Genomic DNA, 20,381 nt, shown 5'->3' with positions numbered 1-20,381 from the left:
TCCTCCTCAAAAACGTTGACTGTTAATGATTACGTCGTGGCCGCCTAATGGGTTTTGTTTTCTGTGATTAAAGTGCCCAGGTCTTCACTGATCTGTTGGCTGAATCTTATCAGTGTCTGATGCATTTTCGCTACAGCATGGGGATAACCATCATCTGTCAGCTCCAGGCTGATATCGCTATGGCCATGTAATACGGGAGAAGGATTGTCATTACCTGTCAGCCAGTAGCTGGCCTGCAATCTGACGGCATTTTGCTGTTCAATCAGTAAATGAAAGAACTGAATATGTAACTGGTATTGGCTTTGCAGGACCCCCGGATCTGTCACTGACAACAACTGGAACGAGGCGTTGTCGCCATTTAACTGTTTTAGAAGCACCGATTCAATTCCCGCACTCATACTCTGAGCCCAGTAATGCCGATCAGACATATGCAACTGATTTGGGCCCAGTTGCATGACCAGACCATCCTGACGCAAATAATCCGGTAGTGTAAGGCTTGCAAGTGTAACAGTTGCGGCATTGCTGTTGATTGCAGACATTGGCTGCCCAGGTCCATCAAGCACATAATAGCTAATGCCTGGCGGGGCACTGCTGCATGCGTACAGCAATAGTGTTAACAGCAGAATAAAAGGCGTTTTCATTGATCTGTTCCTTTAGCTTTGGGCTCAGGCTCATCGCTGCTATGGCTGAATATCAGGCTGTTCGGCTGCCGGTTGAGTTTATGCAGCAAGGGTTGTAACTGCATGAGACTCTTTTCCAGACGCTCTAAAGACCGGTTCAACTGAGAATGGCTGGAGGAACCCGTACCGTAATCGCCACTGAGTTGTTCAAAGGCTTTTAATGTCTGATTGAGCTGTTGTATCAGTTGCTTTTGTTCCACATCGGCAAGCAAGGTATCTATCCCGGCCAGGCTATGCTGCATCCTCTGCATGGTTTTAGTGGTGCTGCGCATGGTAGTGGATAAATCATCACCCAGGCGCTCCAGAGGCAGATTATTGAGTTTGTCCAGAATAGCATCGAGCTTTTGTGTGAGCAGGGAAAACTCTCCGGAAATGCTCGGGATCAGAGTAAGATTGGCAACTTCTTCTGTGACAGCTTGCTCATCAGCTGGCATATATTTAAGTTCGATATACTGTTTGCCTGTGAGCAGATTGCCGGTGGCCAGCGAGGCCTTTAGCCCCTGAGAAATCCATTGATGCATGTTTTTGCGCAATGTTTCTCTGCCATTCTCATCGTCTGTTAAGCCTAACTGAGCAGGATAGAGTGAGAGAATAACCGGGATGCGATAACCTTTAGCCAGGTAGGCTTGCTCATCAGACTCAATGGCAACATTAACACGGTCCACGCTGCCCACCGTGAGGCCCTGATATTCAACCGGTGCACCGGCATCCAGTCCTTTGACTGAATCCTGCATCAGGATAATATATTCAACCTTTTCTTTCAGCTCTGGCCGGGAGGCCTGATCGTAATCGGAATAGATCTGAAAAAAGGTGCGCTGACGTATGGTATCACCGGCTTCCATGCCTTGAGGTATACCGAAGGTAATGCCATTGGTCAGCAAGGTTTGCAGGTTGCCGGTATGCACTGTCAGTCCTTCGGTATTCAGGCCGACCTGAATGCCACTGATATTCCAGAAACGGGTGTTTTCGGTGATCAACTGGTGGTAGGGGGCATGGACAAAGGCGTTGTAATAGACTGTTCGCTCGGCGTAGTTAAAGTAAACGTTCTCAATTTTGCCTACGCTCATGCCTTTATAAATAATCGGATCCCCTTCGGTAAAAGCAAATTCCTCACCACTGCTAAGGGTCAGATGCATACCGGGCGAGCCAGTGGGAGTGAGTGGTGGGTCATCCAGACCACGGAAATTATTGGCAGTCTGGTCGCTGGTGCCTGGCGCCAACTCTATATAGGCGCCGGACAAGAGTGTGGACAGGCCCGATACACCGGATAAGCTGACTTTGGGAGAAACCACCCAGAAACTGGCGTCTTCGGTTAGTAGCGATGCAGACTCCTGAGTCATTCTGGCTTTTACCAGCACTCCTCTGCTACCCGGTGCGAGTTTTATCTCCTTGACCAGGCCAATGTCGACATCCCGGGTCTTGATACGGGTTTTTCCTGTTTCAAGGCCTTCGGCAGAACTGAACTCTATAGTGATCATTGGGCCTTGCTGGCTAAGTTCCGTATACACCATCCAGATGCCGATACCCAGGGCAACCAGCGGCACCAGCCACACCTTAGACCACGAAGATGCAGGCTCGAGTCTGGCGGTGTTACTCTTCTGTGTTGTTGTCATCAGGCCTTCGTATCCATATTAATCTGGTGTCAAAACTGTTTGCGGCCAGCATGGTGAGGATCACCACTGCAGAAAATGCCAGTGCGGCCGGCCCCGGATAAACGCTCAGGGTATTACCCAACTGGATCAGACTGACCAGTATCGCTACAACAAATACATCGATCATCGACCAGCGACCAATAAAGTCCGTTATTCTGTATAGCCTGGTTCGCCAGTGTTGACCGCCAGTTGCCTGTTTCTGAATACTGTAATTCAGCCAGCACAGAACAAGCAGTTTACCCACCGGCACTGCCAGACTGGCCACAAAGATCACCAGTGCCACAGGGTAAGAACCATCTTGCCAAAGACTGACCACGCCGCCAAGTATTGTGCTGGGCTGTTCCTGCCCCATTACCCGGGTTTGCATGATGGGCAGGGTATTGGCAGGAATGTACAGGATCAACGCTGCGAGCAGAAATGCCCAGGTACGTTGTGTGACTTTGTGCACCGAAGGTGGGGAGGTTTTTGCCAATCGCCAGCGTTTCTCACCCAACTGACGCAATTTTGTGGAGAGCTGAAAGTCGTCCAGATACACCAGACAAGAGAGCAGACACAGAGTAAACAGCAGGTAGGCGTAAAACGACAGACCTAATTCAATATCGGCAAGATCCCGTATTTTGATCAGGCTTATCAATGCACCTACCAGAAAGATCTCAGCCATGCTCCAGGGTAGCAGGATAAAAAGGATGCGCTTTACCCAGCCACCATGGGGAGGATATTTGTTTACCCGCAAAAAATAACAGAGGTAAATCATACACAGCAAAATACAGGCAGGAATAACATAAATCGCCAGCAGTTGAATGACTGCCAGAATCGGATACTCCTGTTCGACCAGGGTGCTGATACTCAACGGAATATTCATGCGCTGGAACTGGCCCTGAACACTGAAGATCATAAATTCAAAGGGCACAGAGGCGAGCAGAAAACACAAGGCCGCCAGGCTGAAAGCCAATATCTTGTCGTTGGCGTGATAGCGCTTTAACGTCAACTGATAGCCGCAGCGCGGGCACAGGGCTCTCTGTCTGTGAGTCAGCTCCATCACCGACACCACCAGATGACATTCAGGGCATCTGGTCCGGATTAAATCAGGACTTTCAGCTGTGTCGTCATTCATACGCGTGCCTTGGTGACTGCCAGAAAATCAGTTTAACTAAGGTCCGGGATCAATACCAACTGAACTGAATAATTGCTATGCAAGTGCCGGATATTTTATGCAGAACAACGCATTAGAGTTGTGTCTTAGGTTAAAACTTCATAAGGTCAGAGCGTTAAAATTACTATGGAGAACACCAATATGGCTTTTGCTTTGCGACTAATGAGCGGCGCAATATTCAGCGCCGGGCTGCTAATGAGTCACCTTGTCGCGGCCGATGCGCGCTTTGTATCAGAGGATATTTTTGAGCTTGAGTATGCCAGTGATGTGCAGATCTCTGCGGACGGCTCGCACATTGTATATGTACGCAGCAGCCATGATGTGATGTCTGATGGCAACCGACACAGCCTGTGGATGCATGAGCTGTCTTCAGACAAACACTACCCTCTGCATGCTGACCAGTACAATTATACTAAGCCGGTTTGGTCCGCCAATGGCAAAAAACTAGCTTTTGTATCCAACCGTGACGGTCGTAATCAGCTTTATGTACATTGGCTTGAACAGGACAAAAACGCCGTTATTACTCAGGTAGAGAAGGGCATCAGTGATATCCGCTGGTCGCCGGACGGCAACTGGCTGGCGTTCACCATGGAGGTGCCCGCAGGACCTTCTGAATATGCAAAGTCTGTATATACACCGAAAAAGCCAAAAGGAGCCAAGTGGGCGGAGTCGACAAAAATTATCGAGAAAGCCCGTTATCAGGCTGACGGCAAAGGCATACTGGAACCGGCCTATCGTCATGTGTTTGTGGTGCCGACTACCGGAGGCAGCGCGAGACAATTGACCGAAGGTGATTATCAGCACAGGGGGCCGCTGGCCTGGGTTCCTGACAGCAGTGCGTTGGTGTTTTCAGCCAATCGCAACAAAGACTGGGAGTATCAGGGCAGTGAGGCGAACTTGTACCAGATATCGCTGCACTCCGCCGAGATGACTGAGCTGACCGATGCGCCAGGCACTGAGTATAATCCTCAGTTTTCTCCCGATGGCAAACAACTGGCTTACTTAACCCGCACCGATGCCAGAGTACCTTATCAGAACACTGAAGTGGCACTGATGAACACCAGTAATCGGAAAACACGCCAGATCAGTGAAAAACTGGATCGTTCCGTGAGTGATTATGGCTGGCAGAATAGTAACAACATAGTGATTCAGTACGATGATCGCGGTAAGCGCAAGCTGGCAAAAATGAATCTCGATGGCAAGCTACAGGTACTGACCGATAATCTTTCTGGTGCCACCCTGGGCCGGCCCTATATCAGTGGCAGCTTTTCCGTCGCAGACAATGGCGCCATCGCCTATACCCATGGCAGCAGTCAGCGTCCGGCAGATTTGGGTTACTGGTTTAAAGGTAAAGCTCGCCAGTTGACCGACCTGAATCAGGATTTGCTTGGCCACAAACAACTGGGGCAGGTGCATGAGATTGAATATGCCTCTTCCTTTGACGGTGAGAAAATTCAGGGCTGGTATATCACGCCGCCTGATTTTGATCCCGAGAAAACGTACCCGCTGTTGCTTGAGATCCACGGCGGGCCGCACCTGGCCTATGGTCCCCATTTCAGTGCAGAGCTTCAGCGCTATGCGGCTGAAGGCTACGTGGTGTTTTATGCCAACCACCGGGGCAGCTCCTCTTATGGTGAACGTTTTGCGATGTTATTAGATGGCAAATACAGCTCCAGAGAAGACTTCGCCGATCATAACTCCGGCGTCGATGCCATGATTGCCAAGGGCTTTATAGATGATAGAAACCTGTTTATTGCCGGTGGCTCGGCGGGCGGCATTGCCAGTGCCTATGCTATTGGGCTGACCGACAGATTTAACGCTGCAGCCATTACCAAGCCGGTAATTAACTGGGTCAGTAAAGTGCTGACTGCAGACAGTTACCTGGGCCAAATCCGTAATCAGTTCCCCGGTATGCCCTGGGACAATCTTGAGCATTACTGGCAGCGTTCACCGCTGTCTTTGGTGGGCAATGTGACCACGCCGTCACTGATTATGACAGGGGAGGCGGACAGACGTACGCCGATGTCAGAATCCGAGCAGTTCTATCAGGCGCTGAAACTGAGAAAAGTGGATGCGGCGCTGGTCAGAGTGCCTGGCGCCCCTCATGGCATCGCCGGTAAACCCTCGAGGATGATCGCCAAGATTGAGCATACCCTTGCCTGGTTTAAGCGCTACAGAAAAGACTGACAGAAAACGGGCTTAAGGCCCGTTACTGTTCCTTACATCCGGGAGTACCTTTGTCAAACACTACCAGCCACTCACCGGAGGGGTGCTTGCGCCAGATCGAGTTGAATGTGGCGAAGCATTCCCCTTTTGCATTAAACACCGGCCCGCTGCTGTGAGCGAGATCGCCTGATGCCAGCACTTCAACCTGTCGGGGCTGCCAGGAGAACGGTGCCTGTTCATCCTGATAATAAACCTTCCAGCCTTCGGCAACCGCTTGTTTGCCTTTCAGTACGCCATCTGAGGTGAAGAATATTGCCTCGTCGGCAAGAAAGGATTTAAACGCACTAAAATCCCGCTTCGCCATGGAATCGGCAAAGGCTTGTTCACGTTCCAGCAGCAGTTTTTCCAGCTCATCATTGGATGCTGAAACCGGCAAAGCGAGACTTACCAGTAATGGCAGCATCATCAGGGGGAGGTTTTTCATAGTGAACACTTAGGGTGATGAAATCAGTGGCTATGATATTGCCAATAAACCAACAAGATAAAGTGCAGAGGGGTAAACCCTGTTAACCGGGTGATATAAGGTCAGTTTTTAGTGACTGAATGCCAATGCGTGGAAAAGGTATTGCCATTGAGAATTCAACGATCTTCAACACTACGGCGTTAAGCGACAGATTGCTGCGCTTGCATTAATTCAGTTGGACAGAGCGGTATGTCTTGTGGATTTTATGCGTTCGAATAAAAAGCCGACTATGTAGTACCAATAGTATTGCCGACAGAGCCACAAAGATGCTTAAATGCAAACTGCATTTTACTATATGATTTATAAGGAGAATTTCTGGCGTCCCCACCAGGAATCGAACCTGGATCTAAGCCTTAGGAGGGCCTTGTTTTATCCATTAAACTACGGGGACTTTACTGTAGCTCAGTGACGGCAATCTGCCGACGGGCGGGCATTATTACCCAAGGCCCCCATAATTTAAAGTCCTGCAGCACACGACTGGATAAATAATCGCCTGCATACCTCTGCTGAACAAAGTGCTTCAGCGCCGTGATACAAAATCGTTAGGCTGAATGTTTGCCAACGGCACGCCGTTGACTGACTCGACCACTGAAGAGCTCAGCGAGAGACGGGTTACCTGAACCTCCACAGGGTGTACCTGGTATTGATAGTGACTATTGCCCATGGGATCGTAAAACTGATTCAGTTTGAACACTTTCAGTCTGTCTCCCATATTGACACCGTGCTCTTTACCTATATCAACAGACAATTGCTGATGGCTGCTTTGCAGCACCCGGCCATGAGCTGGCAAACAGGCAATCTCATCATCGATACGTTGTGCCAGGTCGTCTAATTGCTGTCTGATGGCCATGCCATAACTGGATTGCCAGAAGGTGTTGCTGGCGGTGTCGACACTTTTGTGCGGATCAAAAGGCCAGCTTGCGCTGGTGCGAAAGGGTTGGGAAATCAGCACTTCTCCGGTCATGCCGTTTATCAGATGCACATCCAGAGCAAAGTTACGGTTAATCTGTCTGTCTTTCCAGAATGCCAGTCTCGAGGGCGAGGTCTGCTCGTCACTGAGATCAGTAATTTCAGCCAGCAGTACAAACTGCCCACCTGCTTTACGGGCAAGAGCAGTGGCCTGCCGGCTCAGATCATTTCCCGGTGTTACGTAGAAACCTTCAACAGAATGGATGTTGGCATGTTGGCTGGCGGCAGAAAACGACTTATGCAGCTGGCGTGGAAGGTCTTTGCCAATATTATACAGCTGTCCCAGACTGGCCTGTTGCTTATGTCTCAAAGGAAACCAGGTGGTCACCACGCTCTTCTGATAATCAGACGCCTGGCATTGCGTGTCCTGGGGGAAGATGTCGGCACGGATGGAGACGGTGACGATATCGCCCTGATAGTCCTCGTGGATTAATTCCACTTTATTGACTTCGCCGCCGGCTCTGACTTCCAGCCGGTCATTCTGCAATAATCCGTCGGCAAGGTATTGCACACTGTTGACTCTGGCCCCGGCAAACATCAGCGCCTGCTTAATGGCTTCCTGGGTCGCCATTTTTCTGGCGTGGTGTTTATCACCGTTATGAACCACGGCCTGACCACTGGCTTCAAACCAGATGGCCTTGGCCTGCAAGCTGCATAAAGCAACGGATAATAATAGAAGCAATTTGTTCACTGGCATAACCTCAGATTTTCCCTGTCATGGTCTTGCACAAAATATACCGTTTTTTAGCGGGTTTATTGACGATGGGCTCAGATGGCACAAAAAAGGTATATAACTTGCTTAATTCAGTCTGATGGCAGAGAACCAACGCCAGAGTCTGACCAGAGTGTTGGTGGCTTTTTGTTCAGTTGGTTTGTTGACCTGTAGCCGTTCTTATTTCTGAGGTGACAGATGAAAATATTCTATTCGTTGATTGTGGCGGCATTTACGCTCAGCGGTTGTTCTTTGTTGTATGACAAGCATGTTGAATGGGAATATGTTGAGCCCGAAAACTATCCGGTTCTGACGGCTGTAGGTTATGCCCCTATTGATGAGCAGTCTGGCAGTTCAGCATCTCTGAAAATGTTGCAGGCGGTCAAGGCGTCAAAACTGGATGCTTATCGTGAGCTGGCCGAACAGGTGTATGGCCACAAGGTTAATGCGGATCAGTCACTGTCTAATATGCTGCTGGAAAACGAACAGTTGCAATCGTCGGTACAGGGCGTGATCAGGGGAGCCAAAGTGGTCAGAACCTATGCGGTAGGTGAGAACACCTATGCCACTGAACTTGAACTGGATATGCAGAAGGTTTACGACATTTATCTGTCAGTGGCTAAGCCAAGACGGATCAAGGATGTTAAATATTACTGACAAGCCGTCAGCCATCAGTTTGCAGTTTTCAGATAAAAAGACAAACCAGCTTAAACAAGACTTTTCTGGCAGGGAAGTGGGATGATTTTTTTAAAACTGGAAACTAGGCTTTAACGCCGCCGCCTTTGGGACCGGCTTTTTTCTTGCCCGCTTTGTCATAGGTCAGGCTTTCTTTGGCCCGCACTTCCATAATCAGACTGCGCAAATGCTCAAGCCTCAGCTGTCCTTGCTCGACCGCGGTGGCGTTAATTTGGGTACGATACTGGCAGTCTTCTACCTGGTGCTGAATTTTTTCTTTAGCTGCAACGAACGCAGCATCTTCGGGGGAGACAGTGGAATAGAGGCTGGCGATTTTCTGATCCTGCTGCTGAATTTCATCCAGCAGGGTTTGTTTTTCGTTGACCAGATTAATCAGGGCTTCCGCATCTCTGGAACTGATAAGCTGTAATTCGCTATCCAGTAACAACTGCAGCTTGCCGAGCAGTTCCTGCTGATGCGTCATTGCCTCGATAATTTGGCTCATATACTCAGGACTTTACCCCGAACAGTTCAGCCTCAAGTTTGGCAATTTTGCCTGCCAGCACTTCAGGATTGACCTGATACTCGCCAGATTGAATGGCTTTTTTCAGGCGCTCAACTTTCTCCTGGTTAACAGGAGCATCACTGCTTTTCTTCTGCATCTGCGCTAACTGCTGAGCAGATTGGGTTAGCGATACCGAATCCTGTCTCGGAGCCGCAGCCTGACTACGGGCACTATCTGCCTGAGTCGACGTCTGATTCTGCGCCTGTTGATTCAGCTTTTGGCTGTCTACCTGAGTCTTACTCAGGTTGCCGTTATTGCTGTTAATGTTGTTAACTGACATGGTCAAATTCCACTACCTAATTTACCTCTGCTTTAATTATCGGCAGGCTCTGAGATATCTTTAGCAATCTTTCATCAATATTTGCAGTTATGCTAGCAAATATTTTACCAATACTCACTCTTTGCCTGAATCCGATGTCTTGTCATAGTGTATCGGCCAGTCGTATCAGGTCTTTAAATACCTACAGCCACTTCCGAAGCACTGATAACAGTGGCGTCAATCTGACGGCGGCTGGCGGTATTTTCTATGCGTATGGTGTCACCGATATTGCCGTCTTCCTCGGCCACTCCTGAGGCTTTAATCTGCAGCCCGCTCACATTGGCTGTAATAACCACACTGTCGCCTTTGCAGACATAACAGAGCAATGACGGTTCGATCGGCTGTCCGGCTCTTAAGCGGCGTTTGCTGCGTGCTCCGGCCAGGCTGCCGATAGTCGAATAGGTACTGCCCCGCAGTTGATTGACGTCCAGGTTCACCACTTCCAGTTGATTCTCAGATAAGAGTTCACCCGGTGACACAGCCTGCTTCGCAACGACGACTTTTTGCATTTGCTGTACGTTCACCATTACATATAAAAACCAGTTCGAACTGGGACAGGAAACCCGCACCGTTACATTGCGCTGAGTCAGGCTATTATCACTGGCGCTGGCCTCGAAAGGTGTTTCGCAAGGTGCTATCCGAATGCGTTGATCTACCGCAACTGCCTTGACCTCTGTGCTGATATTCTGGTCATCACCTGCCGAGATCCTTGTCTTGACAAAGTCTTCAGCGACCATCCGGATGCGTTCGTGCACCGTGCTCTGCTCTTGTGCTAAACACGACGAACCTGCAGCGAGGGTAAAAAATGTCAGTATTCTCAGAGTGCTAGCAAAACTTTTCATATTCACTTTGTGTCAGTTTGTCTATGCTTAAGGACAAAATCTTGTAACATGGTAAAGACATAAGCCTTATCTGATATATACAAGATTCATGTTAGCGCTGGTTTTCACGATAACAACGAATAGGTTTATATATGCCGGGATCAGTGCTCAGCACTGCAACCGGTTTAATCTGACTTGTATCGGGTGTCAATTTACCGTCGATGCAAGCTAATATTGTTAGTTAGGGCAATTTCTGTGCCTAAACTGATACAGCTTTGGGGTGATATATGGCTGGAATCCTGGATTCAGTTAATCAACGTACACAGTTGGTCGGACAGAACCGGCTTGAACTGCTGTTATTCAAATTGCAGGGTAATCAGCGCTTCGGCATTAATGTTTTTAAAGTGCGCGAAGTATTGCAATGCCCCCCCCTGACGTCCATGCCAAGGCTCAACCCTTTTGTGCGCGGTGTGGCACACATCAGAGGCCAGACCATATCAGTCATTGACCTCAGCATGGCCACAGGTGGCAGAAAAATTGATGACGTTACCAAGCGCTTTATTATCATTGCCGAATACAACAGGTCGGTGCAGGGTTTTCTGGTCGGCTCCGTGGAACGTATTATCAATATCAACTGGGATTCCATTTTGCCCCCACCAAAAGGTACGGGCAGAGCAAGTTATCTGACGGCTGTTACCGAGATTGATAACGAGCTGGTCGAGATACTCGATGTAGAAAAGATCCTCAATGAGATCACGCCTCTGGGAACCGATGTCAGCGCCTCAGTGACCGAAGGGCTGGATATTTCTTCGGTCAAAGACAAGATCATCTACATTGCCGATGACTCGTCCGTAGCCAGAAAGCAGGTGATCAAGGCGCTGACCAGTCTGGGGCTTAAAATCGAGGCTGCCAAGAACGGCGCTGAGGCCCTGCGGGGATTGCTCGCGCTTGCAGAGGAAACCGGTGATGTCACCGACAAGGTCGGCGTGCTGGTTTCGGATATTGAAATGCCGGAGATGGATGGCTATACCCTTACTGCAGAAATAAAGAATAATCCTAAATTAAAGAATCTCCATGTTATCCTGCACACATCACTGAGTGGTGTCTTCAATCAGGCGATGGTAAAAAAAGTGGGCGCTGATGATTTTATTGCCAAGTTTCACCCCGATGAACTGGCGAACTCAGTGAAGAAGTGGTTAGGTCTTGAAACATAATCAGAGTGTAGTCTGTGTCTGATAGAGAAATTGGTAGCCAGGATTATCAGTTATTCCGTGATTATCTGGAAAAACAATGTGGCATCGTATTAGGTGACAACAAGCAGTACCTGGTGCGCAGTAGGCTCTCGCCATTATTACGCAAGTTTAGTATCGACAGCCTGGCACAGCTGGTGGCAAAGGTGGTCAACAGCCATGATCGGGGTTTGCGTGAGGCCGTCATTGACGCCATGACCACCAATGAAACCCTCTGGTTTCGTGATAGCTATCCTTTTGAATTACTTAAATCCCAGTTGCTTGCAAAGTTCAGGGGCAAAAACTCGCCGCTGCGGATATGGTCTGCTGCCTGTTCTTCAGGACAGGAGCCTTATTCTATTGCCATGAGCATACTGGAGTATCTGCAGCGTAACCCCGGGGCATTCCCTGGTGGGGTGCAGATTGTAGGTACTGATATCTCAGTAGACATGCTTAACCGCTGTAAGGCGGCAGAGTACGATAACTTGTCTTTATCAAGAGGTTTGTCTGAAGAACGTAAGCGGCAGTTTTTTCAGCCGTCCGATGGTGGCAGCCTTAAACTCAAGCCTCAGGTTACCAGTATGGTCTCTTTCAGACCCATCAATCTGCTGGATTCCTATGCCTCAATGGGTAAATTTGATCTGGTATTCTGTCGCAATGTGCTGATTTACTTTTCGCCGAAAAGTAAAACCAAAATACTGCAACAGATTGCCGCCAGCCTGCAAAATGAGGGAGTTTTATTCCTCGGGGCCTCGGAATCCATGTCCGGATTGTCTGATGCCTTTAATATGGTTCGGTGCAGTCCAGGCCTGTATTACGTTAAAAAATAACGGTTTTCTGACCAACTTCCTGTTTCCTTCCAATTTACTCCTATATCTGGCACAAGCCTTGCTTTACTTTCTGCAACGAACTTTCCTTGCAGGAGTAAAGCATGGCAATCAGTGTAGACAAATTGGTTGGTTTTCATCACAAGGCGCTGACCCTGCGTGATCAGCGTATGGAAACCATTGCTGGCAATATTGCCAATGCTAATACCCCCGGTTACAAGGCCCGCGATATTGATTTCAAAGCCGCCATGCAGGCGGCGCAGTCTGAACAGAAATACAGCCTGAGCCGCACCCATGAGAAGCATTTTGACGTGCAAATACGCAATACCCAGGACTTGTTGTATCGGGTACCGATGCAGCCCGACACTGGTGACGGCAATACGGTTGAAGTGCAAAAGGAAAGAAATGAATTCCTCGATACCGGCATGCGTTATCAGGCCGGGCTGGAATTCCTTAAAGGTAAATTTAAGGGCATGAAGAACGCCCTGAAAGGAGGGCAAGCCTGATGAGTCTGTTTAATGTAATGAATATTGCCACCACAGGTATTACTGCCGAGGGCGTTCGTCTGAACACTACGGCCAGTAATATCGCCAACGCCAATAGTGTCAGCAGTAGCTATGAAGATACTTACCGCGCCCGCAAACCGGTGTTTGCGGCGGCCATGGAGCAGGCGATGAACAGTCAGAATGCCACTCCTGGTGTGAGGGTAGAAGGTATAGTTGAAAGCAACAAACCGCTGCAAATCGAGCATAACCCGGATCATCCCATGGCTGATGAAAACGGCTATATCTACAAACCCAATGTGAATGTGGTGGAAGAAATGGCTGATATGCTCTCGGCGTCCAAGGCCTATGAAACCAATATCCAACTGGCTGATACCACTAAACGGATTTTCCGTCGGGTACTGATGCTTGGTCAGGGTCAGTAACAGGAGTCTATGATGGAAAACGTCAGTAATAACAAAGATATCCGCGACCTGTACTGGAAGGATGAAAGTAAGGTGCCGGAGCCTGATGATGGCAAACTGACGCAGGAAGACTTCTTTTCCCTGCTGACAGAACAACTGGCCATGCAGGACCCCACCAAGCCGGTGGACAACGATCAGATGATTGCGCAGATGACTAACTTCACTATGGCAGACAGCCTTAACAAGCTTAATGTTAACTTCGAAGACTTTGCTGCCAATATGAACTCCAGTCAGGCACTGCAGGCCTCCAGCCTCATAGGGCAGGACGTGCTGGTAATGGGCAATAAGGCCGCGTTAGGTGCAGAAGGTGCGGTGAGCGGCGTGATCATTAATGAACAATCGGTACAGGATATGAAGATCACGGTCGAGGATCAGTTTGGCCAGACCGTGAGGACCATGAATATTGGTACTAACGAAGCCGGCAATATCCAGTTTGGCTGGGATGGTACCGACGGTAACGGCAATTTGTTGCCCCCCGGCAACTATAAAATATCCGCCAGTGGCAAAGTGGGCGATGAAACCAAAGATCTGCCCACCGCCATCAACCGCCATGTCAACAGTGTCAGCCTGGCTTCAAGTAGTCAGGGTGTGATCCTGAATCTGGCCGGTGATGAAAGTGTCAAAATCGGCGATGTACTGCAGATTGGTAAAAGTTAATTAAGTGCCTGAAGCACAGTTGGTTTTCGACAGAAAGCCGTACAGGAGAGAGTGACCATGTCTTTTAATATTGCTTTAAGTGGCGTTAACGCCGCACAAAAAGACCTCGATACCACGGCGAACAATATCGCCAATGTGAATACTGTGGGTTTTAAAGAATCCCGTGCCGAATTTGTGGATGTGTATGCCGCATCTTTACTGGCCGGGGGTAAAACCAAGGTCGGTGACGGCGTACTGACCGCTGAAGTGGCGCAGCAGTTCAGTCAGGGCAGCCTGCAGTTTACCAATAATGCACTGGATCTGGCGATTACCGGCAATGGTTTTTTCGCCACCATCCCCGAGCAGGGCTCGCAGGATTACAGCTATACCCGGGCGGGCATGTTTAAGCTTAACTCAGAAAACTTTATGGTTAACTCCAATGGCGATCATCTGATGGGCTTTCCGGTAAATCCTGATGGTTCGTCGGCATCGGTGGCCTTAAGCACCACTCAGCCGGTGCGGGTACCTGACTCTTCCGGTACCCCACAACCCACCTCTGAGGTAGACTTAAAAATGAATCTGCCTGCTAACGACGGCGCCTTTGATCCGGCTGATTTCGATCCTACGGATCCGCTGACCTACAATGCTGCGACCTCAGTAACCATCTATGATTCACTGGGTGATAGTCATGTGCAGACCTTTTACTTTATTAAAGATTCTACTGCTGGTGTCGGCGCCAATGAATGGGTAATGGTGACTTCTGTCGATGATCAACTGGTGAATCTGACCGAAAGTGATGGTGCTACAGTTCCATCAACTCCACCACCGGCACCTGGTGTGCCTGCTCCGGGTGATGCTGTTAACTTTGCAGGTACAAATACCGGCAATGCAGTTACAGGTTCCAGGCTGGTGTTTTCCTCAGGCGGTGATTTTATCAGTATTGAGTCGGCAGATGGTACCAACCAGGCGAATAATAAGCTGACTACCGAGGCGCTCGGTGTCGGCATCCTTACCAATGGCTCAGATCCGGCTCAGGATCTGACTATCGACTTTAACCTTAACACTGCTACTGCGACGCCTAACGAGCCCACCCAGTTTGCCTCAGGCTTTGAAGTCACAGCGCTGGAGCAGGATGGTTTACCGGTAGGCCGTTTAACCGGTGTGGATATTGGCCCTGACGGTCTGGTGCGGGCCACCTATTCTAACGGTACCTCTGAGCCTCTGAGCCGGGTGGCCCTGGTGCGTTTTGCTAATGAACAGGGCCTGACTCAGATGGGTAATACCCAGTGGCAGGAAAGTATCCTTTCCGGTGAAGCCTTAGCCGGTGAAGCGACCACAGGGACTTTTGGTGAGATTAACTCATCTGCCCTGGAACAGGCCAATGTTAACCTGACCACAGAGCTGATCGATATGATTATCGCCCAGCGTAACTTCCAGGCTAACTCCAGAGCCCTGGAAGTGAATAATCAGCTGAACCAGACGGTGCTGAATATCAGATAAGATTATCGTTAGGGTGAAGTCTGGTGAGCGAAGCGAATGAGGGGTGATTTAACATCACGCCGAGAAGACTGAACGACGCGCCAAGGATGGCGTGGCTGGCACCGGGCAACAAGGATGTTTTTAAACAAATACGTTAGGAGATGTGAGGGGTGAGGTGGGAAACCATCTCACCCTTTTTTTGTGCTCTGTTTGTGGTAAATATTGCTCTTTTAAAAGGTCACTGGATGCCCGACAACAGCACTCGGGCATGACCGCGCGTCGTTCCCTCATGTTGTTGGAGGGAACCCAGCGTCTTCGCGGTTTCCGCATCTTTGCATGATCAAAGAGAAAGGACTAATGATCACACAGAGACGCCAAGACGCTGAGGATTAAAAGAGTTAAAAGTCCAAACCTCTGCGATCTCAGCGCCGCTGCGAGAGAAAAGCTATTCCTCCTCACTCTTCACTCCTGACACCCCGCACAAAAAACTGGCACCCAACTTGCAGCATTAATAGCAAGGTTTAACAGTCAATAAAGTGTCATGGACAAAATGCTCTATATCGCCGCCAGCGGCGCCAAGCAGGATCTTCTGGCCACCGGCGTACGTGCCAATAATCTGGCGAATGCCCAGACTACCGGCTTTAAGGCTCAGCTTCAGCAGGCCAGGGCTATGCCGGCCTTCGGTGAGGGTCTGCCGACCCGTGTTTTTGCCATGACAGAAAGCCCAAGCAATAAATACGAAAGTGGCGCCATGATCCAGACCGGAAGAGAGCTGGATGTGGCCATTCAGGGCCGCGGCTGGCTCAGTGTTCAGGATGCCCAGGGTAACGAGGCTTATACCCGTGCCGGTAACCTGCAGGTGGGCGCCGATGGCCTGCTTGAAGATGGTCATGGCAATCTGGTTATCGGCGACGCTGGCCCTATTGCTTTGCCGTTGCCACTGTCAAAAATTGATATCGCTGCCGATGGTACTTTGTCCATTCGCCCACAGGGCGCGCCTGCTGAAGTCCTGGCGGAAGTGGGGCAGTTAAAGCTGGTGAACCCGCAGCTTGATCAGATGCAAAGAGGCAATGATGGTTTGTTCCGGCTTAAAGACGGCAATCAGGCGGCCCAGGACATTGATGTCAGATTGATGAGCGGCGTGCTCGAAGGCAGCAACGTTAACCCAATTCAAGAAATGGTCAGCATGATCGAACTGCAGCGTCACTACGAATTGCAGGTCAAGATGATGAAAAAAGCTGACGAGCTGGATATGCGCGGCAATATGCTGTTACGCATTATCTGATTGAAATTATTGAAACAATTAGTGGAGACAGACTATGCACCCGGCATTGTGGATCAGTAAAACCGGCCTGGATGCGGCCCAAACCGACGTATCGGTGGTTTCCAACAATCTGGCCAACGCCAGTACCGTTGGCTTTAAGAAAAGCCGCGCCGTTTTCGAAGACTTGCTGTATCAGAATATTAACCAGCCAGGAGGTCGCTCTTCGGCTGATACCGAACTGCCTTCCGGGCTGATGCTTGGCGCGGGCTCAAAGGTCGTGGCGACGCAAAAGGCCTTTACCCAGGGTAACCTGCTGACGACAGAGAATGCGCTGGATATCTCCATTCAGGGGCGCGGCTTTTTTGAAATCCTGCAGCCCGATGGTACGTTGGCCTATACCCGAAACGGCCAGTTTACCCTCAACGAAGATGGTGAAATGGTCACACCCGGTGCCGGTTTCCAGTTGCAGCCCGTGATTGCAGTGCCCGAGGATGCTCAGCAAATTACTATCTCTCAGGATGGTGAAGTCTCCGCGACCATTCGCGGACAGGCAGAGCCGGTGGTGTTGGGTCAGTTAAACCTGACCGATTTTATCAATCCTACCGGCTTACAGCCCATCGGTCAGAACCTGTTTGTTGAAACGGCAGTCAGTGGAGCGCCATTACAGGGCGTTCCGGGGCTTGAAGGGCTGGGGTCTTTGAACCAGGGTTCGCTGGAAACCTCTAATGTCAATGTGACCGAAGAGCTGGTCAATCTGATTGAAAGCCAGCGGCTGTATGAGATGAACTCAAAAGTGATTTCGTCTGTGGATCAGATGCTGGGTCAGGTTATCCAGCAACTTTAATCAATGGGTAATATCATGAAAGCGCTTGTTGTATTTCTCACCTTATTGGCACTCGGTGGTTGTGCCAGTTCACCGCCAATGGGGCCGGCGCCGGGCGATCCGTTCTTTGCGCCGGTGATGCCGGACATGCCGGAAGAGCGCCTTGAAGAAAACGGTTCCATTTACAGACAGAATTTTGCCAACAGCCTGTATTCTGATGTTAAGGCCCGGCGCGTGGGCGACATTATTACTGTGGTGCTCAGAGAAAATACTAATGCCTCTAAATCGGCAGGTACCAACACCAGTAAAGAGTCTGAAGTGGATGTACTGCCGATTACGGGCTTAGGCGGCAATAATATCAATATCGGTGGTCAGTCGGTACAGTTTGGTCTGGACTCATCCAATGAATTTTCCGGCAGTGCTACCGCCAATCAGAGCAACAGCCTGACCGGTAATATCTCAGTGACAGTGACTCAGGTACTACCTAATCAGAATCTTGCAGTGCGCGGTGAGAAGTGGCTGACCCTGAACAATGGCGATGAGTATGTGCGGCTGACCGGCATTGTGCGGGCCGCTGATATCAGTCCGGAAAACCAGGTTCAGTCTTCTAAAATTGCCAATGCCCGTATTCAGTACAGTGGCACCGGTAGTTTTGCCCGGGCCCAGGAAAAAGGCTGGCTGACCCGATTCTTTTCATCCGAGTGGTGGCCTTTCTAGGAGTGAATATGCGTATTTCAGTGTTGTTACTAAGTGTGATGTTCGCATTATCTCCGTTGGCAGAGGCGGCGCAGCGGATCAAAGACCTGGCAACCATTCAGGGGGTGCGCAGTAACCAGCTTGTGGGCTATGGCCTGGTGGTAGGCTTGCCGGGTACCGGTGAGCAAAGCCCGTTTACAGAACAAAGTTTCCGGACCATGTTGTCAAACTTTGGCATTATGATGCCGAGTAATCTCAAACCCAAAATTAAGAATGTGGCGGCCGTTGCAGTACATGCGGAATTACCACCTTTTATTAAACCCGGCCAGACCATAGATGTGACCGTTTCTTCTATCGGTGAAGCTGACAGCTTACGCGGTGGTACTCTGTTGCAGACCTTTCTTAAAGGCCTGGACGGTAACGTGTATGCGGTGGCACAGGGCAGCCTGGTGGTCAGTGGTTTCGGGGCCGAGGGTGCCGATGGCTCCAGGATCGTCTCCAATACACCCACTGTGGGCAGTATCGTTAACGGCGGAATGGTAGAGCGGGCCGTGCCAAGCGGTCTGATGCAGAACGATTATCTGACTCTGAATCTGAATTATCCCGATTTTTCCACGGCCCAGGCCCTTGCCGATGCCATTAATCAGCAACTTGGCTCTGATCCTGACAAAGGTCCGGCTGTTGCCACACCTATAGATGCGGCTTCAGTCAGGGTGTCGGCGCCGCGTGATGTGGGCCAGCGTGTGGGCTTTCTGGCGACGCTGGAAAACTTTGAATTTGAACCGGCAGAGGCCTCGGCCAGAGTCATTGTTAACAGCCGTACCGGCACTATTGTTATCGGCGAAAATGTCAGGCTCAGGCCTGCAGCCATAACTCACGGCGGATTGACAGTAACCATCTCTGAGAATTTTCAGGTGGACCAGCCTAATGCGTTCGCCGATGGCGATACTGTGGTAACGCCACGTTCGATTGTGGATGTGGATATGGAAGACAGCCGCATGTTTAAATTTGAACCTGGTGTCACCCTGGATCAACTGGTGCGGGCCGTTAATGAAGTAGGAGCCGCCCCCGGCGATCTGATGGCCATACTCGAGGCTCTGCGCAAAGCCGGCGCCTTGCAGGGTCAGTTGATTGTGATTTAGGTCAGAGAGAGGGTTATGGAACAGCGCTATTCCCTTGAGCAGCTTGAGCAATCCCGGAATGTGCACGATCTTAAAGGTCTGGACACGCTGAGAAAAGCGGCCGTATCCGGTGATAAAAATGCACTGGAAGAAGCCGCCAAACAGTTCGAAGCGATTTTTGTACGCATGATGCTCAAATCCATGCGTGATGCTCAGGATGTATTGTCTGACGAAGACAATCCTTTCAACTCAGAGCAGGTCAAGTTCTACCGCGATATGCATGATCAGCAAATGGCCACTGATATGAGTGCTTCAGGCTCTATGGGTTTGGCCGATCTGATCGTCAAACAGCTGGGTCAGAATATCGAGGGTTATACACCAGCCGAGCTGCTGCGCAGTGATGGTAACTTATCCTCTATCAATCGTCAGCGTCTGCAAAGTACGGAACAGGCCCGGCAACAGGTATTAGGCACTGAGCCGGTAACGGGCAATAAATTGCCGGGCTTCAGTGACGCCAGAACCTTTATTGACAGTTTGTTGCCTGAGGCCGAGAGAATTGGCGCACAGATTGGTCTGGATGGCAGAGCGCTGGTAGCCCAGGCGGCACTTGAAACCGGCTGGGGGCAACAGATGATACACCTGCCGTCAGGTCAGAACAGTCACAATCTGTTTGGTATTAAAGCAGGCAAAGGCTGGCAGGGTGACAAGGCGTTGATCAATACGTTGGAGTACCGGGACGGGCTACCCAGGGCCGAGAAAGCGCCATTCAGGGCCTATGAGTCCTTTGCTGACTCCCTGCAGGACTACGTGGATTTTATCCGGGATAACCCCAGATATTCACAAGCCATGCAAAAGACCGAAGATCCGGAGAGCTATTTCAGAAATCTGCAACAGGCAGGTTATGCTACGGATCCTCAATATGCCGATAAGGTGTTGAGACTACTGAACAGCGATATACTCAGTCAGTCACCATCGGCGCAGAAGTTGCATTCAGAAGATGTACAGGCAGCCATTCAGCCTACTACCGGGCAGCAGAGTGCTCCTTTGCGAGTCGGGACTGAGTGATGGGCACAAAGCCTGTCATCATTGATATCAGGATAGCAA

The 20,381-nt window shown here is 50.0% G+C and carries 21 protein-coding genes and 1 tRNA gene; 13 read left to right on the top strand and 9 right to left on the bottom strand.

The genetic code is table 11. The features are described 5' to 3' along the window. Positions 1 to 44: 44 nt before the first annotated feature. The 3 genes from AT746_RS13115 to AT746_RS13105 are packed head-to-tail and all read right to left on the bottom strand — an operon-like array spanning position 45 to position 3,446. Complete coding sequence (locus AT746_RS13115; RefSeq protein WP_062481010.1) at positions 45 to 641, bottom strand: PqiC family protein; 597 nt, start codon at positions 639 to 641, stop codon at positions 45 to 47. Next, a complete protein-coding gene (pqiB, locus tag AT746_RS13110; RefSeq protein WP_082633272.1) occupies positions 638 to 2,293 on the bottom strand; it encodes an intermembrane transport protein PqiB in 1,656 nt (551 codons plus the stop codon). The genes AT746_RS13115 and pqiB overlap by 4 nt, the downstream gene beginning before the upstream one ends. Then, positions 2,271 to 3,446, bottom strand: coding sequence for a paraquat-inducible protein A (locus tag AT746_RS13105; protein ID WP_062481006.1), 1,176 nt, complete (start codon positions 3,444 to 3,446; stop codon positions 2,271 to 2,273). Before AT746_RS13105 ends, pqiB begins: the two co-directional genes overlap by 23 nt. 180 nt (positions 3,447 to 3,626) lie before the next feature. Here AT746_RS13105 and AT746_RS13100 point away from each other — a divergent pair, with 180 nt between their 5' ends. After that, complete coding sequence (locus AT746_RS13100; protein WP_082633271.1) at positions 3,627 to 5,672, top strand: alpha/beta hydrolase family protein; 2,046 nt, start codon at positions 3,627 to 3,629, stop codon at positions 5,670 to 5,672. A 22-nt stretch (positions 5,673 to 5,694) separates the two neighbouring features. Here AT746_RS13100 and AT746_RS13095 read toward each other — a convergent pair whose 3' ends face one another. The 3 genes from AT746_RS13095 to AT746_RS13085 form a co-directional block, all read right to left on the bottom strand. Beyond that, positions 5,695 to 6,135 carry a YybH family protein gene (locus AT746_RS13095; RefSeq protein ID WP_062481002.1) on the bottom strand — a complete coding sequence of 147 codons (441 nt, stop codon included), beginning with the start codon at positions 6,133 to 6,135 and terminating at the stop codon, positions 5,695 to 5,697. A 355-nt stretch (positions 6,136 to 6,490) separates the two neighbouring features. Beyond that, positions 6,491 to 6,565, bottom strand: a tRNA-Arg gene (locus AT746_RS13090). Between the two features lie 129 nt (positions 6,566 to 6,694). Further along, positions 6,695 to 7,834, bottom strand: coding sequence for a flagellar assembly protein T N-terminal domain-containing protein (locus AT746_RS13085; protein WP_197414256.1), 1,140 nt, complete (start codon positions 7,832 to 7,834; stop codon positions 6,695 to 6,697). A 219-nt stretch (positions 7,835 to 8,053) separates the two neighbouring features. On the opposite strand from AT746_RS13085, the gene AT746_RS13080 reads away from it, so the two are divergent. Then, the gene (locus AT746_RS13080) at positions 8,054 to 8,512 is read left to right on the top strand and encodes an LPP20 family lipoprotein (protein ID WP_062480998.1); all 459 of its coding nucleotides are present in this window, start codon (positions 8,054 to 8,056) and stop codon (positions 8,510 to 8,512) included. A 103-nt stretch (positions 8,513 to 8,615) separates the two neighbouring features. Here AT746_RS13080 and flgN read toward each other — a convergent pair whose 3' ends face one another. The 3 genes from flgN to flgA form a co-directional block, all read right to left on the bottom strand. Next, the gene (gene flgN, locus AT746_RS13075; protein ID WP_062480996.1) at positions 8,616 to 9,035 is read right to left on the bottom strand and encodes a flagellar export chaperone FlgN; all 420 of its coding nucleotides are present in this window, start codon (positions 9,033 to 9,035) and stop codon (positions 8,616 to 8,618) included. 4 nt (positions 9,036 to 9,039) lie between these two features. Next, the gene (gene flgM, locus AT746_RS13070; protein ID WP_062480994.1) at positions 9,040 to 9,375 is read right to left on the bottom strand and encodes a flagellar biosynthesis anti-sigma factor FlgM; all 336 of its coding nucleotides are present in this window, start codon (positions 9,373 to 9,375) and stop codon (positions 9,040 to 9,042) included. Between the two features lie 173 nt (positions 9,376 to 9,548). Beyond that, a complete protein-coding gene (flgA, locus tag AT746_RS13065; protein WP_252100467.1) occupies positions 9,549 to 10,169 on the bottom strand; it encodes a flagellar basal body P-ring formation chaperone FlgA in 621 nt (206 codons plus the stop codon). Positions 10,170 to 10,522: 353 nt separating this feature from the next. Between flgA and AT746_RS13060 the strand changes: the two genes are divergently transcribed. From AT746_RS13060 to flgJ, 11 genes are all read left to right on the top strand, one after another. After that, positions 10,523 to 11,449 carry a chemotaxis protein CheV gene (locus tag AT746_RS13060; RefSeq protein WP_062480990.1) on the top strand — a complete coding sequence of 309 codons (927 nt, stop codon included), beginning with the start codon at positions 10,523 to 10,525 and terminating at the stop codon, positions 11,447 to 11,449. Positions 11,450 to 11,463: 14 nt separating this feature from the next. Beyond that, positions 11,464 to 12,294, top strand: coding sequence for a CheR family methyltransferase (locus AT746_RS13055; RefSeq protein WP_062480988.1), 831 nt, complete (start codon positions 11,464 to 11,466; stop codon positions 12,292 to 12,294). Positions 12,295 to 12,395: 101 nt separating this feature from the next. Then, the gene (gene flgB / locus AT746_RS13050; protein ID WP_062480986.1) at positions 12,396 to 12,797 is read left to right on the top strand and encodes a flagellar basal body rod protein FlgB; all 402 of its coding nucleotides are present in this window, start codon (positions 12,396 to 12,398) and stop codon (positions 12,795 to 12,797) included. Further along, positions 12,797 to 13,219, top strand: a complete 423-nt coding sequence (gene flgC, locus AT746_RS13045; protein WP_062480984.1) for a flagellar basal body rod protein FlgC — start codon at positions 12,797 to 12,799, stop codon at positions 13,217 to 13,219. Before flgB ends, flgC begins: the two co-directional genes overlap by 1 nt. A 12-nt stretch (positions 13,220 to 13,231) precedes the next feature. Then, the gene (locus AT746_RS13040; protein WP_062480982.1) at positions 13,232 to 13,915 is read left to right on the top strand and encodes a flagellar hook assembly protein FlgD; all 684 of its coding nucleotides are present in this window, start codon (positions 13,232 to 13,234) and stop codon (positions 13,913 to 13,915) included. Between the two features lie 57 nt (positions 13,916 to 13,972). Beyond that, complete coding sequence (gene flgE, locus AT746_RS13035) at positions 13,973 to 15,394, top strand: flagellar hook protein FlgE (RefSeq protein WP_062480980.1); 1,422 nt, start codon at positions 13,973 to 13,975, stop codon at positions 15,392 to 15,394. A gap of 520 nt (positions 15,395 to 15,914) precedes the next feature. Continuing rightward, positions 15,915 to 16,658, top strand: a complete 744-nt coding sequence (gene flgF, locus AT746_RS13030; RefSeq protein ID WP_062480978.1) for a flagellar basal-body rod protein FlgF — start codon at positions 15,915 to 15,917, stop codon at positions 16,656 to 16,658. 34 nt (positions 16,659 to 16,692) lie between these two features. Then, on the top strand, positions 16,693 to 17,481 hold the full coding sequence (flgG, locus tag AT746_RS13025; protein WP_062480976.1) for a flagellar basal-body rod protein FlgG: 789 nt from the start codon (positions 16,693 to 16,695) through the stop codon (positions 17,479 to 17,481). A gap of 15 nt (positions 17,482 to 17,496) precedes the next feature. Next, on the top strand, positions 17,497 to 18,177 hold the full coding sequence (gene flgH, locus AT746_RS13020; RefSeq protein ID WP_062484214.1) for a flagellar basal body L-ring protein FlgH: 681 nt from the start codon (positions 17,497 to 17,499) through the stop codon (positions 18,175 to 18,177). A gap of 8 nt (positions 18,178 to 18,185) precedes the next feature. After that, positions 18,186 to 19,298, top strand: a complete 1,113-nt coding sequence (locus AT746_RS13015; RefSeq protein ID WP_062480974.1) for a flagellar basal body P-ring protein FlgI — start codon at positions 18,186 to 18,188, stop codon at positions 19,296 to 19,298. Positions 19,299 to 19,313: 15 nt separating this feature from the next. Then, complete coding sequence (gene flgJ / locus AT746_RS13010) at positions 19,314 to 20,342, top strand: flagellar assembly peptidoglycan hydrolase FlgJ (protein ID WP_082633269.1); 1,029 nt, start codon at positions 19,314 to 19,316, stop codon at positions 20,340 to 20,342. Positions 20,343 to 20,381: the final 39 nt, after the last annotated feature.

The sequence above is a fragment of the Lacimicrobium alkaliphilum genome (assembly GCF_001466725.1).
In the GTDB taxonomy this organism is placed as follows: domain Bacteria; phylum Pseudomonadota; class Gammaproteobacteria; order Enterobacterales; family Alteromonadaceae; genus Lacimicrobium; species Lacimicrobium alkaliphilum_B.
This window is presented reverse-complemented; position numbering and strand designations above follow the sequence as displayed.

Bases quoted from the DNA above. Each gene is read 5' to 3' on its own strand.
- AT746_RS13060 (WP_062480990.1), top strand. From the start codon at position 10,523: ATGGCTGGAATCCTGGATTCAGTTAATCAACGTACACAGTTGGTCGGA.
- AT746_RS13040 (WP_062480982.1), top strand. From the start codon at position 13,232: ATGGAAAACGTCAGTAATAACAAAGATATCCGCGACCTGTACTGGAAG.
- AT746_RS13100 (WP_082633271.1), top strand. From the start codon at position 3,627: ATGGCTTTTGCTTTGCGACTAATGAGCGGCGCAATATTCAGCGCCGGG.
- AT746_RS13080 (WP_062480998.1), top strand. From the start codon at position 8,054: ATGAAAATATTCTATTCGTTGATTGTGGCGGCATTTACGCTCAGCGGT.
- flgF (WP_062480978.1), top strand. From the start codon at position 15,915: ATGGACAAAATGCTCTATATCGCCGCCAGCGGCGCCAAGCAGGATCTT.
- flgH (WP_062484214.1), top strand. From the start codon at position 17,497: ATGAAAGCGCTTGTTGTATTTCTCACCTTATTGGCACTCGGTGGTTGT.
- flgB (WP_062480986.1), top strand. From the start codon at position 12,396: ATGGCAATCAGTGTAGACAAATTGGTTGGTTTTCATCACAAGGCGCTG.
- flgN (WP_062480996.1), bottom strand. From the start codon at position 9,035: ATGAGCCAAATTATCGAGGCAATGACGCATCAGCAGGAACTGCTCGGC.
- flgJ (WP_082633269.1), top strand. From the start codon at position 19,314: ATGGAACAGCGCTATTCCCTTGAGCAGCTTGAGCAATCCCGGAATGTG.
- pqiB (WP_082633272.1), bottom strand. From the start codon at position 2,293: ATGACAACAACACAGAAGAGTAACACCGCCAGACTCGAGCCTGCATCT.
- flgG (WP_062480976.1), top strand. From the start codon at position 16,693: ATGCACCCGGCATTGTGGATCAGTAAAACCGGCCTGGATGCGGCCCAA.
- AT746_RS13105 (WP_062481006.1), bottom strand. From the start codon at position 3,446: ATGAATGACGACACAGCTGAAAGTCCTGATTTAATCCGGACCAGATGC.
- AT746_RS13015 (WP_062480974.1), top strand. From the start codon at position 18,186: ATGCGTATTTCAGTGTTGTTACTAAGTGTGATGTTCGCATTATCTCCG.
- AT746_RS13115 (WP_062481010.1), bottom strand. From the start codon at position 641: ATGAAAACGCCTTTTATTCTGCTGTTAACACTATTGCTGTACGCATGC.
- flgM (WP_062480994.1), bottom strand. From the start codon at position 9,375: ATGTCAGTTAACAACATTAACAGCAATAACGGCAACCTGAGTAAGACT.
- flgC (WP_062480984.1), top strand. From the start codon at position 12,797: ATGAGTCTGTTTAATGTAATGAATATTGCCACCACAGGTATTACTGCC.
- AT746_RS13095 (WP_062481002.1), bottom strand. From the start codon at position 6,135: ATGAAAAACCTCCCCCTGATGATGCTGCCATTACTGGTAAGTCTCGCT.
- flgE (WP_062480980.1), top strand. From the start codon at position 13,973: ATGTCTTTTAATATTGCTTTAAGTGGCGTTAACGCCGCACAAAAAGAC.